Below are 15,034 nucleotides of genomic sequence, written 5' to 3' on the forward strand. Positions count from 1 at the left end.
CAAAAAATAAAGCCTAATTAACGGCTGCTAAATACAACTGCTGATAACTTTTTGCTGCTGCTTCCCATGTGAATCGCGTTCGCATTCCACGTTGCTGCATCGCTCTGAACTTTCCGGCATCTTCGTAGAACGCCAGCAGAGCTCGACGAATACAAGATAGCAGTGCGTGTGGCGTAGGATCATCAAACACAAAACCCGTACCTTCACTATCGTTGCTGTAATCGATAACCGTGTCTTTGAGCCCGCCGACCGAACGTACGATAGGGATTGTCCCATAAGCTAAACTGTACATTTGGTTCAACCCGCACGGTTCAAACTGAGAAGGCATTAGGAAGAAATCAGCGCCGGCTTCTACCAGATGGGCATGTTCGGAACTAAAACCGTTTATAAACGCGAATTGGTCAGAGTGTTGTTGAGCGAATTCGCCAAGGTCCATACACACTTTAGGGTCGCCCGTGCCCACAATTACTATTTGAACATTGTGCTTAATTAAATCGTCTAAGATTGGCAATATGTAGCCGAAGCCTTTTTGTTCTGTCAGCCGGCACACCATTCCAATAAGCGGTACGTTGCCATTCTCAGGTAATCCTGACTTCTCTTGTAACGCTCGTTTACATGTAGTCTTCGGATGAAGATTCTCTACACTGTAGTTCTCAGGGAGAAATGTATCTGACTCCGGGTTCCACTGAGTGTAGTCGCATCCATTTAGAATACCGCTTAAGTCGGCTTGGCGATTTACAAGCCGCTCGTGCAGGCCGTGACTGCCCAAGTCTGTGAGTAACTCGCTTGCATAGTTAGGGCTTACGGTTGTCACTTTCGTGGCAAACTCAATCCCACTCTGAAGCATATTGATGTAACCGCCGTGCACTTGCGCCAGAATGTTTGGGTGATGGCGAAGAAAGGGAATGCTCTCAAGCTTATGAACGCCTTGAAAAGCAGCATTATGAATAGTGAATATGGTTTTAGTACCTTCAAAATACCCTGATTTGTCGTGGGTAAGCAAAAACGGCAGCATAGCAGCGTGCCAGTCGTGACAGTGAACAACATCTGGCTTCTTATCAATGGCTTTTAGCGTCTGAAGGACGGCACCACTGAAAAAGCTAAAGCGCTCACCATTGTCTTCATAGGCTTCAAAAGCATTGGCATATAGCCCTTCGCGCATAAAGTACTCAGGCGAGTCTACAAAATAAATAGGAACACCGTGCCATTGCATGTAGCGAATATCGAAATGATACACCTGACCTTCAGTAAACAGGGTTTGTTGCTCAGTTATCGTGGGCAGCTCTAATTGCTCTGCCAGTACTTGGTAATAAGGCATAACAATTGTAACGTTTTCCCCCAAACCATCTAGCGCGAGAGGCAGGGCTTTTCCAACGTCTGCAAGACCGCCGGTTTTTACCAACTCTTCAACTTCTGAAATAGCAAATACAATATTCACAGGTGATCTCCCAGAGCGCACATATAGTGTACTCGTTATGCTTAGAAACAATGTAAGGAAAAAGCGCCGTGTGCCATTGTGACGCTTTCACAATGGCATGAACAACAGGTAGAAAAACTAAGTTAGCACAAGCTATTGGCTTTTTTAATTACAAAGCCGCCTGATAAACAGAAAATTGCGACGTTTGTGCTGTGGTATACACCGTTTGGAAATGTTCAGCGAGCAACCCGGGGTAGGGTAAGAATCGGTTCGCCACCATCTGCATAGTACCGCCACGACTTAAGCTTGCTTTAGCATCAGAAATAAAGCGCTTAGTGATGGTGTAGTCGGTTTTAATGCCTGTATGAAACGGTGGGTTGGTAACAATATGCTGTACCTTTTGAGTAAAACCGTGCAAACCATCGGCAGCGTAAAGTGTTGCTGATAATCCATTTTCTGCAAGGGTAATTGCGCTACAGTAAACGGCAAGTGCACTCACATCGGTAAGATGTAGCTTCAAATGTGGATATTTCAGCATGATGTAACTAGCAACCACACCCGCGCCGCAAGCGAAATCCAAAATTTCACCGCTCAGTGATGTTGAAAGTTTTTCCAGTAAAAGCTCGGTGCCAGCGTCTAGCTCTTTGTAGCTGAATACACCAGGTATAGAGGCCACTTGCCAAGCTGTGCCTTCAACATGATACGTGTTCATATCGAGCCAAGCTTCGGGTTCGAAGGCAAGGTGCGGCTCTTCAACTATAACGGTGATAAGGCTGCAATGGCGGGCAGAATCAACCTTTTGCGTTGGGCCATATTGCTGCATTAACTTAGCGGCACTTTTAATACCGCCTTTGTTTTCGCCAACCACATGAATACGACCATTTTGGCCAACCACACTTGCGGCCATTCGCAATAACATTTGAAAATGGTTTTTTGCTTTAGGTAAGAAAATCATCACGTCAGTGTGAGATTTCTCTTGTGCCACAAAAGGTGTAAATATATGAGTATGGTTTCCGACTTTTTGCGTCACCTCAAAACCTGTGCGCGTAATATCTCGACTGTCGAACGATACCGAAGGCACGACTCTTACGCACTCTGAAAAAATATCGAAATACTGGTGAATTACCAAAACTTCTTGCGATTTAAGGCTGTCCAGAAAATACGCATCAGAAGGGTTAATAAATGCCCACTGACCTTCGTCGAAAAGCGCGATATTTCGTTCTAACAGTTGGCTTTGAGGAGATAAAATCATTACTTAGTACGCTCGAAAATTAAATCCCAAACGCCATGACCTAGTTTTTGGCCACGGGTTTCAAATTTAGTAATTGGGCGGTAGTCCGGACGAGGTACATAGTCACCGTCAGTGGCTGTGTTGGTGTAACCGTCTGCACGGGTCATAACGTCTAACATGTGCTCAGCATATTGCTCCCAGTCCGTCGCCATATGAAAACAACCGCCAATAGCTAATTTGGTGCGAACCAGTTCAACAAATTCAGGTTGAACAATACGGCGTTTGTGGTGACGCTTCTTGTGCCAAGGGTCTGGGAAAAATAGCTGTAGGCGAGACAGTGAACCGTCTGGGATCATATTTTTAAGTACTTCTACTGCATCATGGTCCATTACACGTAGGTTCTCTACATCTTGTTCGCTTGCTTCAGCTAAGCATGCACCAACGCCTGGACGGTGAACTTCAATACCGATAAAGTCCTTTTCAGGTGCATTCGCGGCCATTTCAACCAATGACTTGCCCATACCAAAGCCAATTTCTACAACAACAGGCGCACTTCGGCCAAAAATTTCTGACAGCGATAAGGGTGCTTCAGCGTAGTCAATGCCCTTGGTTGGCCAGTAATCTTCCAGCGCTTTTTCTTGTGCTTTAGTAAGTCTACCTTCGCGCTTCACAAAGCTTTTTACCTTGCTTACGTATACTCCAGCGGCTTCTGCTTCCGCCTGACTTTTGAATTGCCTCATTTGCAATGCCTTTCTAACCCAATTTTCTGGTGGCGCATTATCCACTTACCCACGGCTTATGCAACGCTATCGTGGTAAAAATGCTGTAATTTTATACGCCAATTTGTTTAGTAATAATAGATGCTACCGCTTCAGTTTGCTCAAGTACTAGCATATGTCCTGCATCATCAATAGTGTGAAACGTAGCGTTAGGCAGTGTGCTTCGAAGTTGTAGTATTGCTTCTGCAGGTGCAATGGCGTCTTGCTGTGCGGTGATAAACGTCAATGGTGCATTGATCTTTGCGAGTGCTTTAACGGTACTTTCCCGTGGCGTGGTGGCTAGCGTGTGATTAAGTAATGTTGTTTTACCTAAATCTTGTGCCATCGATTTAACAACGCCAGCCACGTTTTCATCGTCCAAACGTGAAGGGTGAATAAACCGTGAGAGGTAGGCATCGTTGTCGGGTTTAAAGTTTCCTTGTTTAAGCATGGTAGTCAGCTGCTTACGCTTGGCAATTTCTTCTTTTGACAAACCTTCTGGGTTGTAGCCTATAAGTGTGACAGAGGCTACATTGGCAGGATTGCGCTGTGCGATTAGTGCCGCAATAAACCCGCCCATGGAGTAACCTACAAGGTGCACTTTTTCGTCATCGAGGATACGGTCTTCACTTAATGCCAGCATTTCTTCTTGTGATGCTGCCCATTGAAGCGGCACATACCTGCGTTGTGAAATATTCAACATGCGCCATAGTGGCAGGAATACGCGCTCGTCGCAGAGTGTACCGGGAAAAAACAAAACGGGGTGCTGCACAGACACGTGTGCTCCTTAACATTAACCTAGCTAGTTACATGCTACCATAGCGCGCTAGTTAATGAATGGTCGCTAGACAGAAAGCATTAAGCTTTACTAGTAAAAGAATAAGCAGTAGCAATACCTATATAGATAATTATGACAGAACAAAAATATACAGGAAGCTTTGCAGAGCGAGTGCTTGCATGGTTTGGTAAGCATGGACGAAAGCATTTGCCTTGGCAGCAAGAGGTAACGCCTTATAAGGTGTGGGTGTCGGAAATAATGCTGCAGCAAACTCAAGTCACCACGGTAATTCCCTACTTTAAACGCTTTATGGCGTCTTTTCCCACAGTGCACGACCTGGCTAAGGCTTCTCAAGACGACGTGCTTCATCATTGGACTGGGCTTGGCTACTACGCAAGAGCAAGAAATCTTCACAAAGCTGCGAATACGCTGGTAGAAAAATATAACGGCGAGTTTCCCTATAGTCTAGAAGAAGTTATGGATTTGCCCGGCGTAGGGCGCTCTACTGCTGGGGCGATACTTTCGCTATCTCGCAATATGCGCTTTCCTATATTAGATGGCAATGTGAAGCGTGTGCTGGCCCGATACTATGCAATCGGCGGTTGGCCGGGACAGAAAAAGGTAGAGAATCAGCTTTGGGAAGTGGCCGAGAAAAACACGCCCACTAATTCAGAAGGCGGACGTTGTGCCAACTATACGCAGGTGATGATGGACTTGGGCGCGATGATCTGTACGCGAAGCAAGCCAAAGTGTGATGAATGCCCGCTTCAAGCCGACTGTATTGCCTACGCCCAAGGCGCGCAAGCCGACTACCCGGGTAAGAAGCCGAAAAAGGCACTACCGGAGAAATCCACCTATATGATGGTGGCACAGTTTAACAGCCAAGTGTATTTAGAGCAGCGTCCCTCAACAGGGCTGTGGGGTGGCCTATATGGTTTTATTGAGGTGTCTTCAATAGAAGAGGGGATTGAGCAGTTGGCCAAGCGAGGTATCAGTGTTGAAGAGACCCGAACGCTTGAAGGTTTCCGCCATACCTTTAGTCATTTTCATTTAGATATCACCCCGGTAGTGGCCGTGGTAAACTCTGCTCCAACAAAGCGCGTAGCCGAAACGGCATTTCGTTGGTTTTCGTTGAACGAGCCTATTGAAGTTGGTTTAGCGGCACCTACAACCAAGATTATTCAGCAGTTAGTGCGTTAGGCCTTCTAAGCCCAACGTAATATTTATTGCTAAGCAGATAGCAAACGAAAGGAAATAACATGGCAAGAACGGTATTTTGTCGCAAGCTTCAAAAAGAAGCTGACGGCTTAGATTTCCAACTTTACCCGGGCGAACTGGGAAAGCGTATTTTCGACAACATTTCTAAAGAAGCATGGGCCGAATGGCAAAAAAAGCAAACCATGCTAATTAACGAACACAAGTTGAATATGATGGAGCCGAATGCCCGTTCATTTTTGGAAGAAAAAATGTCGGCGTACTTGTTTGACGACGTTGAGCCTACGATTGAAGGCTATGTTCCGCCTGAAAAATAAGCAAAAAAGCGTTTTTTGAGCAAACAATGCGCAAACAGTAATAAAAGCGCAAAAAAAGCGAGAAAAACGGTTGACTTGTGAAGGCGAAAACCGTTTAATACGCACCCACAGCAGGACAGGCAGCAAACGCCTAGAACGCTAACAAGTTTCAGCCTCGATAGCTCAGTTGGTAGAGCAGCGGATTGAAAATCCGCGTGTCCCTGGTTCGATCCCGGGTCGAGGCACCATTATTCAGAAAGCCCTGCATGAAAATGCGGGGCTTTTTTGATCCCGGCGGTTGGAAAGCCAGGCACACGCTAACGTGCCCCTGCGGCTGCGCCACGCGTTGCGGTCCCGCGACAATGAATCCTCACTACGCTTGAGCTCGAAGTATATATTATTCTGTCTACTTCATTTTCTTTGGATAACGGTGACATTGTATATAACCAACCTATTTATCGAAATTTATTATTGCTTATTAAAATAGCGACGCTATCCACACATTTTTATAAAAAACCTTCCCACTCGTTTCGTCACAAAAGTTTCATCAAAAACTCTGTCTACTTTTTTCAGCTACTGACTCATTACATGTGTTAACCGTGCGCACCGGAACATCTATCTCTTACTTTGCACAACTAGGATCACACATGAAAAATCAATTTACCAAAACCACACTCTCGTTGAGTGTATTGGCTGGGTTAACGGGTGTTACGCCTGTGATAGCACAGCAGTCATCAGTAGCCGAAGAAAACGTTGAAGTAATTGAAGTCACTTCTTTTCGTAGCTCACTAATTAGAGCGAAAGACTTGAAAAAAGATGCCATTATTTCCCGCGATACAATCTTGGCAGAAGATATCGCAGACTTTCCGGACCTTAATTTAGCCGACTCACTGCAGCGAGTACCAGGGATCACTATTACCCGAGAGGGTGGCGAAGGCCGCCAAATTTCATTGCGTGGCTTAGGCCCCGATTTTACGCGTGTTCAAGTAAACGGTATGGAAGCCATGGGTACGTCTTCATCCCCCATGGATGCTCGTGGTGGTGTAAGTCGCACTCGTGGTTTTGACTTTAATGTTTTCGCATCTGAGTTGTTTAATCGAATCGACATCAGCAAAACTTATTCAGCCGATCAGGAAGAAGGCGGCATTGGCGGAACGGTCGGGCTATTTACCGCAAAGCCATTCGATTATGACGGGTTCAAAAGTGCATTGTCGGTACGAGGTGGCTACAACACCAATAGCGAAGCAAGCAACCCTCGCATGGCTGGGCTTATTTCTAATGTCTGGAACAAATTTGGCGCTCTGGTTTCAGTAGCATACAGTGAACGTGAAACTGCCGAGTTTGGCACGAATACTACGCGCTGGCGCCGGGAAGGCGGAAAAACTGCTGCGGATCCAGCAAACACCGACCTACAAGCTGAGTTAGACTCAGGTGAACTTTGGTTTCCTCGTGGTCATCGCTTTTCTCGCTGGAATAATACTCAAGATCGCTTAGGTGTTACTGCCGCATTCCAATACAAACCGTCTGATTCTTTTTCATTAACGTTAGACATCATGCATGCAGAATTAGAAAACAATACCGATGAACATCACTCTGCAGTGAAAGACAACAAGGTTGTATCTGACCTTATATGGGCAGAAAACGACGGACAAAAAGAAGTGGTTTACGCGCTGTATGAGAATGCAACGTGGCGAAATGAGAATTCTCGTCGTTACAATGAGTCAGATTTTAACCAATATACGCTTAGTATGGGCTGGACAATAAACCCGGAGTTCTATGCCAGTGCCGTTATTGGAACAAGTTCATCTGACTTTGATCAGCCTGAAGTTATAAAATCGAATATTCATGCCAAGGGCATCGTGGATATTGCTACTGACTTCAGACAAGATCGTTTCTACGGTATTAGCACTTCACCTGATTTTGATACTACGCAACTCGATGGCTACGAGATGAAAGATATCTACATGCAGCAAAACTATATAACTAATGATTTTGATACTGCAAAAGTCGATTTCACCTACCTCGTCGGTGAAACTGGAGAATTCCAATTTGGCGTGAACTATAAAAAATTTGAGAATTCTGCTTACCAATTAACCCAGAGCAATGCGCAGAATATTGCACCTGAAAATACCGGTATCACAACATTAAATGATGCTTTGGTTGAGGTGTACAGTGAACATCCCAACACAAGCTGGCTTCAAGGTGATTTAGACGCATTGCTAAACTTTTATGGGCTGAATGGCTATAACATTGATAGCAGTGAGCTTACGCGTAATGACAAATCGCCAGTAACAGAAGAAACGTTGGCAATGTACGTGCAATATGTCTGGGAGACAGAGTTTGCAGGTAACCCACTGTTAGTAAGTGCGGGGTTACGATATTTTGAAACAGATATTACGGCGGCCGGCAAATCATCGGGTGTTGCCATAGAAACCACCCGTTCATATTCTGATATTTTACCTACTATCAACCTCGTTTACGAGTTGCAAGAAAACATGTTATGGCGTGCATCGGCAAGCAAAAACATAACCCGTCCATCATTGGGGTCGCTAAGCTATAACGCGTCAGTTTCGCAGACATCGGGGGATGCGATTACCAGCGTGACGATGGGAAATCCCATGTTGGAACCCTTTGAATCGATTAATTTAGATACCGCGTTTGAGTGGTATTTCGATGACGTTGGTTATGCCGCAGCTGCGATTTTCTATAAAGATATCGATAATTTCATTGTCGATACTACCAGCGAAGTAGTGTATTCGTCATTAGGCCTACCGACAGAATTACTACCTGTAGATAAAACCGTAGACAGTATTTTTTATTTACAGCGTCAAGAGAATATGGACGCCTCGAAAATTAAAGGGGTAGAGTTAACTTTTTCTCGCGATTTAGATTTTCTTCCTGCTCCATTTAATCATTTAGGTGTTATTGCAAACTATACCTATGCAGATGGTGATGCTTTGTATCGCAATATCTATGGCGAAGCGGGAAATGATGAGGAAAAACCGTTCACGGGACTATCAAAAAATAGTTATAACTTTACGCTGTACTACGAGCAGGAAGGCTGGGGAGCTAGAGTGTCAGCGGCGTACCGTAGTGCATATCTTACTGGCGCGTCTTCCAGTGGCGATCAGGATGAATCAGGTTATCATGGTACAACATTTATCGATTTCTCTTCATTCTACCAGCTAACCGACACTATTAAACTGAGCTTTGAAGGCATTAACCTCACCGATGAGCGTCAGGAGTTATATAGCGATTCTCACGATCGTGCATACAATACCACCACCAGTGGACGTACTTATATGCTTGGTGCAACCATGCAATTTTAAACTAAGTAGCATACCAGGCTTGCCTGGTATGCTTTTTCCAATGGACGTTTAAACAGCAATGATAAAAGTTTTAATGATAACGTTTACGAGCGGATTACTCGTCTTGTCAGCGTGTGTATCAGTAAACCAGCAACACAATGAAAGCCGTGCTTTTGTGCCCGAAGATGGAAAAAACTGGCTAGCCGGTGATCACCATATTCACGGCAAATATAGCGCAAGATGGAACTGGAAGACTCAACCCCCTTCGCCACTCTTATTTGGTGACGCCCACTATTTCACTGCATTGAACGCCAAAATGGCAGCATTTCATCAATTAGATTGGATGGTAACAACCGACCATGGTGGTCCAAATCACAGCGCAGTAAACCGAAATTCAGCGTACCCTGAACTCGTCGCCTCCAGAGCCGCCATCCCAGAAATTATGCAGTTCTATGGTATGGAGTTCGACACCCCAGGTGCGCGACACAGCACCCTGATTATTCCAAAAAGTGAGAAAGAAGCTGATCAACTTTTTGAGTTGGAAAGTCAGTACAACCGCAGAGAAATTTACCCAGATGAATCTCCACGAGATACGCAGGCGTTTATGCTTAGCGCGTTAGAAGCTATGCAGAATATGTCACCACGACCGGTGTTGGTAGTGAATCACCCTGCCCGAAAGGCTACTGATTTGAATGTGTACCAAAAGGTTACACCGCAAAAAATGCGGGAGTGGCAGGATACCGCGCCAGATGTGGTTACCGGTATGACTGCCATTCCTGGTCATCAGGCTGCATCAATCAACCCAGACGGTTCGAATAATCCGAGAGCGCCTCGCGCAGAGTATTTTGGCTATCCGACCCTTGGCGGCACTGACCAAATGTCGGCAATTGTTGGAGGGGTTTGGGATAAGTTACTGGCTGAAGGCAGAAAGTGGACGGTTACCGCTGTTTCTGATAGCCATGCACATTATACCGAAGGCCGTACAGATTTTTGGCCAGGAGAATACGCAAAAACGTATGTACGAGCGGCACGAGACTACGACAGCGTACTAGATGGTCTGCGCGAAGGAAATGTCTTTATCGTTACCGGTGATTTGATTGACGAGCTGTATGTGAGTGTTCAACATGGAGCTGAGCGCGTTAACATTGGTGATACGTTAGATTTAGACGTTAACAATAAAGCGCCTATAACCGTTACTGTGGCGTTTCACGATCCGCAAGGTACTAACTTTAATCGTCAGTATCCGACGGTAGAGCGATTAGATATAATCTATGGAGGTGTGGTTGGCAAATACCCCCAAACAGAAAAAGCACCTGTGAAGGTGATTCACCGTTTTTATCAGCAAGATTGGGAAAGACAGGGAGCCTATAATGTTGTGCAATTTTCTTTGCCCGCACCTGACAACGATGCCTACATACGAGTACGCGGGACCAACTTAAAAGAAGAATTGGAGCCAGAGGTTGATCCTAGAGGGGAAAATCCGTGGGATGATCTCTGGTTTTACAGCAATCCCGTATATTTACATCACCCCAATCCTCACACTTCTCGACACTGCAATGAATCTGTCACAGGCGAGTGCGATGATAAGTGACCATCATATTAATACAGCAGTATCGTCGTTAGACATGCCAGAAGAAACCTCCAGCTCTTCACTTCAAACGCTGATAAATTCGAAAGTCCTCAAGCAATACTTGCGCAGGCACTCCGTTAACAGTGAAGAGGCGGCAGACCTTTATCAAGAGTCAATCGTTCGCGTTTTAGAACAATCTAAAGCAACCACTATTGATAATCCTCTCGCATACGCGTTTCGCGTAGCGAGAAATCTGCTTTCGAAACGCCAGCTTCCAGACACTAACAATGCTGATGAACAACAATGCTACCGACAAAATCCAGAGCTGCACCTTGAAACACAACAACGAATCGAGCTCATCGCGCAAGTGATTAATGCCATGCCAGTTCAACGTCGGCGTGTTTTCGAAATGCGTCGTATCGAAGGTCAAAGCCGTCAAGCCATAGCGTCTAGCTTGAATATTTCGGCAGAAGCAGTAACAAAGCATATTTCGCGCGCGATGGCAGATATTCAACTGCATCTGGATAAAGCAGGTAGATAATGACAAGCCAACAAGAAAAGACATACCTAGAGGCAGGTGAGTGGATTGACCGGCTCGCAGACGGAGATTTAGATGCGTTAAATAAACGCCGTTTTATCCGTTGGTTAGATGAAAGTGAGCGGCATCAAGACGCGTTAGAAAAGATGATAGCAACTTGGGGAGACCCAGCAGTTCATGCTGCTTATTTAAACGCCCAAAAGTCGTCAAAAATCGCAAACCGAAGGCATTCACTTGTGACATGGGGAAGCGCCATTGCTGCGTCATTACTTGTGATTGCGCTAGTATTTTCACGCTATCACATCATAACACCCTCAACCTCATCCCAATTAATTACTTCCGCGCACGAGGCACTAAGTGATGGTAGTGAGGTGCAACTACAACCCAAAAGTGAGCTAATCGTTCTATTTTCTGACGATACCCGCGCTTTGAACTTGAAAAAGGGACAGGTGTATTTTGATGTGGCGAAAGACCGGGCTCGCCCGTTTGTGGTTAAGGCCGGACTGACTTCAGTGACGGCGGTTGGCACGGCGTTCAACATCGATAGGCAAGGGCAGCGTGTTGATGTGATAGTACACGAGGGCATTGTAGAAGTTCGAGGTAAGGTCGATAGCGCGCCTATATTGCTCAAGGCAGGTGAGAAAATAATAATTAATAGGGGAGTTGCAGAGCCGGTGCAGCGTGTTAATTTGTCACAAGTGGTAGACTGGCGCACAGGCTGGATAGAAGTAGATAATGAATCTCTCACTTATTTGTTGGAACGATTGAACCGTTATTCAGATAAGCCCATTTTGGTGATAGATAGCACTATTGGGAAACACCGTGTGGCTGGTCGCTTTAAACTAGAAGATACTGCCCAAACGTTAGCGGTACTTAGTTCCCTCTATCAACTGGAGGTAGCTGATACTCGTTCAGGTTTCGAAATACGTCGACAAGTAAACTAAATTGGCATGATAAACCGAAGAAGCAAAAAGTCAGTGGTCATTGTGGGTCACGTTTTTTGGTTAATATCGGTCGGTTTATCACCTGCTTGTTTTGCTGCTCAAGAAGGGGTAGCAGACAAAGCCATCAATACTATTCCCTTATCACAGCTTGTCACTGAGTTTAGCCGTGACGCCGGGAAGACCATTGCATTTGACCCCACCTTGCTTAAGGGGTTAACCATAACGCCTACACAATGGCGCACGACTAACGCCAGTGATTTATCTTCACTACTGGAACCGTTTTCACTTTGTTTAGCGCCTGTCCAAAATGGCTGGGTTATTCACCGGTGCGACACACAACAAAACGAAAACACTAGCAAAACAACCCAAACAGAAAGCAATGCTATTACGCGTACTCACCCTACTGTTGAAATAGAAGTCACAGGATTTCGGCAATCTCTTATTCGTGCCAGAGAGATAAAGCGCCTTGCCATGGTCACACAAGAATCGATTTTGTCAGAAGACATTACTGATTTCCCCGATTTGAATTTGGCTGATTCATTACAACGTATACCGGGCATTACTATCACCCGTGAAGGAGGCGAAGGGCGACAGATTTCACTTCGGGGACTAGGTCCTGACTTTACCCGTGTAAAGGTAAATGGTATGGAAGCGATGGCGATGACATCCTCGGCGATGGACGCCAGAGGAAGTGTGAGTCGTACCCGAGCCTTTGACTTCACTCTATTTGCATCAGAAATTTTTAATCGTATTGATGTAAGTAAGTCGTATTCGGTGGAACAAGATGAAGGCGGTATTGGTGGCACAGTTATGTTGTATACGCCAAAACCCTTCGATTTTACGGATGACATAAATAGCTTTACCGTGAAACAAAGTTACAACGAAAACAGTAAACAGCTCGACCCAAGTATTATTGGGTTGTTCAGCCGACGAAATGATAAATTCGGAGGTCTTGTTTCCGCCGTATACAGTCAGCGACACACTACTGAGTTTGGTACTAATACTACGCGGTGGCGACAGGAGAAAAAGCATTACAGCGGAGACGAAGATAGTGTGTTGCAGCATGAATTAGCACAAGGCGTATTCTGGTTTCCCAGAGGCCATCGATATTCTCTTTGGAATAATAATCAACGTCGATTAGGGGTAACAGCCTCACTGCAATACGCGCCAAACGATAAGTGGCAAATTGCGTTTAATGGTATTGCCAGCCGTTTACAAAATAGCCTTGATGAGCATCATATTGCAGTGAAAGACAATGACAATGTTACGCTACTCGCATGGGAACAAAATAAAAATGACAAGGAAATATTGTTTGCGAAATATACCGATGCAACATGGCGTATCGAAACTCGGGAAGATGAAAATACGTCAACGTTTTATCAAATTAGTATGGAAAGTCAGTGGCAGCCCACTTCTGCACTAAGCTTTAACGTTAGCCTCGGCAGCAGTGCCAGTGATTACTCGCAGCCTAAAGTAAATAAAGTCAACATTCGTAAAACTGGGGTGGATATCGTTACGGACTTTCGTGAAGACCGTTTTTACGGCCAGAGCTATTCAACTAATATGGATACGGCATCCCTAACTGGACTAACCGTAAAAGATCTCTATTTTCAAGAAAACGAAATACGTAATTCGTATAACAATGTAAAGGGATCACTTCGCTATTTATTTAGTAACGGTGATGCCCTGTCGGCGGGGGCACATTATAAATCCTTTGAGAACACAGGGATGGATCGCGCTAGAAGTGTGTACCCGGCTCTTGATGATAATACGCTGACTAAAGCGCACTTATCTCTGTTCAGTCAGCACCCAGATAAAACATGGATGCAGGGTAACCTTAATGCTATTCAAACACATTTTGACTTGGGTAACGTACAACTTACCGCCGAGGATACAGTAGATAGTTCCAACTTTAAGGTAAAAGAAAACACTCTCGCGCTCTACGCGATATACGATAGCGTAGGACATTGGCTGGGTAAGCCACTTTATACGCAAGGGGGAATTCGGTATTTCAATACGCGGTTTACATCTTCAGGTATTCAAAAGGGATTGCCGTCCGCCGTCACCAAAACTTATGACGATGTGCTTTTTAGCGTAAATACCGTACTTGAACTCAACGACAATTGGTTGTGGCGTGCCAGCGTTGATGAGAATATCACGCGCCCGTCTATTCAAGATTTGGCTATTACCGCCGAGGTGTCGCAAGCATCCCGGAATGAAGGCGACATTGGGCAAGTATTTTTAGGAAATCCTTATTTAAAGCCTCTAAAGTCATTGAATGTAGAAACCGGTGTTGAGTGGTATTTCGAAGATGGCGGCATTATGGCTCTCTCTAGCTTCTTCAAGCAGATAGATAATTTCGTAGTGGAAGATGTTGAAGCTATACCGTATAGCGAATTGGGACTCCCCGCTAGCTTGCTTCAAGATGGGGATAGTGTCGATGATGTTTTTTATGTTAGTACACCCAAGAATACCGATACAACCACATTTAAAGGTTTTGAAATGACTTATTCTCGTGATTTAGCATTTCTTCCTTCTCCTTTTGATCTTCTTGGGATTAGTACCAACTTCACTTATGCCGAGGGTCAAACCCTTTACCGAGACGTACAAGGTACGGGAGAAAATCAGGTTAAGACGTTCGCGGGGCTGTCTAGACGTAGTTATAATTTTACATTGTATTATGAACAGTCGCATTGGTCGGCTCGTGTATCTGCTGTCTACCGTAGCCCTTATATATTGTCTGTCCAGCCAGGAAATACTGACCAAGACGAATCGGGCTATCATGCAACTACTTACATTGATGCATCGGCTAGCATGCAACTTAGTCAATCATTAAGAATGACTATAGAAGGTCTAAATTTAACTGATGTTAGAGAGGAACTGTACAGCGATTCAAACGACCGAGCTTATAATACTACATTGAGCGGGCGTACATTTTTGATAGGTTTCTCATTAGAGATTTAATCACGAAACAAAGCA

General features: G+C 45.0%; 11 protein-coding genes and 1 tRNA gene. 8 read left to right on the top strand and 4 right to left on the bottom strand.

Going from position 1 to position 15,034, the window contains the following annotated elements; genetic code table 11:
- Positions 1-13: 13 nt before the first annotated feature.
- The 4 genes from glgA to ACXAGV_RS15585 form a co-directional block, all read right to left on the bottom strand.
- Complete coding sequence (gene glgA / locus ACXAGV_RS15570; RefSeq protein ID WP_474874027.1) at positions 14-1,438, bottom strand: glycogen synthase GlgA; 1,425 nt, start codon at positions 1,436-1,438, stop codon at positions 14-16.
- A gap of 148 nt (positions 1,439-1,586) precedes the next feature.
- Positions 1,587-2,669 carry a methyltransferase gene (locus ACXAGV_RS15575; RefSeq protein WP_474874028.1) on the bottom strand — a complete coding sequence of 361 codons (1,083 nt, stop codon included), beginning with the start codon at positions 2,667-2,669 and terminating at the stop codon, positions 1,587-1,589.
- Entirely contained in the window at positions 2,669-3,388 is a 720-nt protein-coding gene (gene trmB, locus ACXAGV_RS15580; protein WP_474874029.1) for a tRNA (guanosine(46)-N7)-methyltransferase TrmB, read from the bottom strand. Before trmB ends, ACXAGV_RS15575 begins: the two co-directional genes overlap by 1 nt.
- A 91-nt stretch (positions 3,389-3,479) precedes the next feature.
- Entirely contained in the window at positions 3,480-4,184 is a 705-nt protein-coding gene (locus tag ACXAGV_RS15585) for an alpha/beta fold hydrolase (RefSeq protein ID WP_474874030.1), read from the bottom strand.
- Between the two features lie 132 nt (positions 4,185-4,316).
- On the opposite strand from ACXAGV_RS15585, the gene mutY reads away from it, so the two are divergent.
- From mutY to ACXAGV_RS15625, 8 genes are all read left to right on the top strand, one after another.
- The gene (gene mutY / locus ACXAGV_RS15590) at positions 4,317-5,384 is read left to right on the top strand and encodes an A/G-specific adenine glycosylase (RefSeq protein ID WP_474874031.1); all 1,068 of its coding nucleotides are present in this window, start codon (positions 4,317-4,319) and stop codon (positions 5,382-5,384) included.
- Between the two features lie 59 nt (positions 5,385-5,443).
- On the top strand, positions 5,444-5,716 hold the full coding sequence (locus ACXAGV_RS15595) for an oxidative damage protection protein (RefSeq protein WP_025256893.1): 273 nt from the start codon (positions 5,444-5,446) through the stop codon (positions 5,714-5,716).
- Positions 5,717-5,867: 151 nt separating this feature from the next.
- A tRNA-Phe gene (locus ACXAGV_RS15600) sits at positions 5,868-5,943 on the top strand.
- 399 nt (positions 5,944-6,342) lie between these two features.
- Positions 6,343-9,024, top strand: coding sequence for a TonB-dependent receptor (locus tag ACXAGV_RS15605; protein ID WP_474874032.1), 2,682 nt, complete (start codon positions 6,343-6,345; stop codon positions 9,022-9,024).
- A gap of 73 nt (positions 9,025-9,097) precedes the next feature.
- Positions 9,098-10,594: a CehA/McbA family metallohydrolase domain-containing protein gene (locus tag ACXAGV_RS15610; RefSeq protein WP_474874033.1), complete on the top strand. Its 1,497-nt coding sequence runs from the start codon at positions 9,098-9,100 to the stop codon at positions 10,592-10,594.
- Entirely contained in the window at positions 10,584-11,114 is a 531-nt protein-coding gene (locus ACXAGV_RS15615; RefSeq protein WP_474874034.1) for a sigma-70 family RNA polymerase sigma factor, read from the top strand. Before ACXAGV_RS15610 ends, ACXAGV_RS15615 begins: the two co-directional genes overlap by 11 nt.
- Complete coding sequence (locus ACXAGV_RS15620) at positions 11,114-12,055, top strand: FecR family protein (RefSeq protein ID WP_474874035.1); 942 nt, start codon at positions 11,114-11,116, stop codon at positions 12,053-12,055. Before ACXAGV_RS15615 ends, ACXAGV_RS15620 begins: the two co-directional genes overlap by 1 nt.
- A 6-nt stretch (positions 12,056-12,061) precedes the next feature.
- Entirely contained in the window at positions 12,062-15,019 is a 2,958-nt protein-coding gene (locus ACXAGV_RS15625) for a TonB-dependent receptor (protein ID WP_474874036.1), read from the top strand.
- Positions 15,020-15,034 lie beyond the last annotated feature (15 nt).

The organism is Alteromonas sp. ABH4_453 (assembly GCF_056160665.1).

Bases quoted from the DNA above. Each gene is read 5' to 3' on its own strand.
- ACXAGV_RS15625 (WP_474874036.1), top strand. From the start codon at position 12,062: ATGATAAACCGAAGAAGCAAAAAGTCAGTGGTCATTGTGGGTCACGTT.
- ACXAGV_RS15620 (WP_474874035.1), top strand. From the start codon at position 11,114: ATGACAAGCCAACAAGAAAAGACATACCTAGAGGCAGGTGAGTGGATT.
- ACXAGV_RS15615 (WP_474874034.1), top strand. From the start codon at position 10,584: ATGATAAGTGACCATCATATTAATACAGCAGTATCGTCGTTAGACATG.
- ACXAGV_RS15610 (WP_474874033.1), top strand. From the start codon at position 9,098: ATGATAACGTTTACGAGCGGATTACTCGTCTTGTCAGCGTGTGTATCA.
- ACXAGV_RS15575 (WP_474874028.1), bottom strand. From the start codon at position 2,669: ATGATTTTATCTCCTCAAAGCCAACTGTTAGAACGAAATATCGCGCTT.
- trmB (WP_474874029.1), bottom strand. From the start codon at position 3,388: ATGAGGCAATTCAAAAGTCAGGCGGAAGCAGAAGCCGCTGGAGTATAC.
- ACXAGV_RS15605 (WP_474874032.1), top strand. From the start codon at position 6,343: ATGAAAAATCAATTTACCAAAACCACACTCTCGTTGAGTGTATTGGCT.
- ACXAGV_RS15595 (WP_025256893.1), top strand. From the start codon at position 5,444: ATGGCAAGAACGGTATTTTGTCGCAAGCTTCAAAAAGAAGCTGACGGC.
- mutY (WP_474874031.1), top strand. From the start codon at position 4,317: ATGACAGAACAAAAATATACAGGAAGCTTTGCAGAGCGAGTGCTTGCA.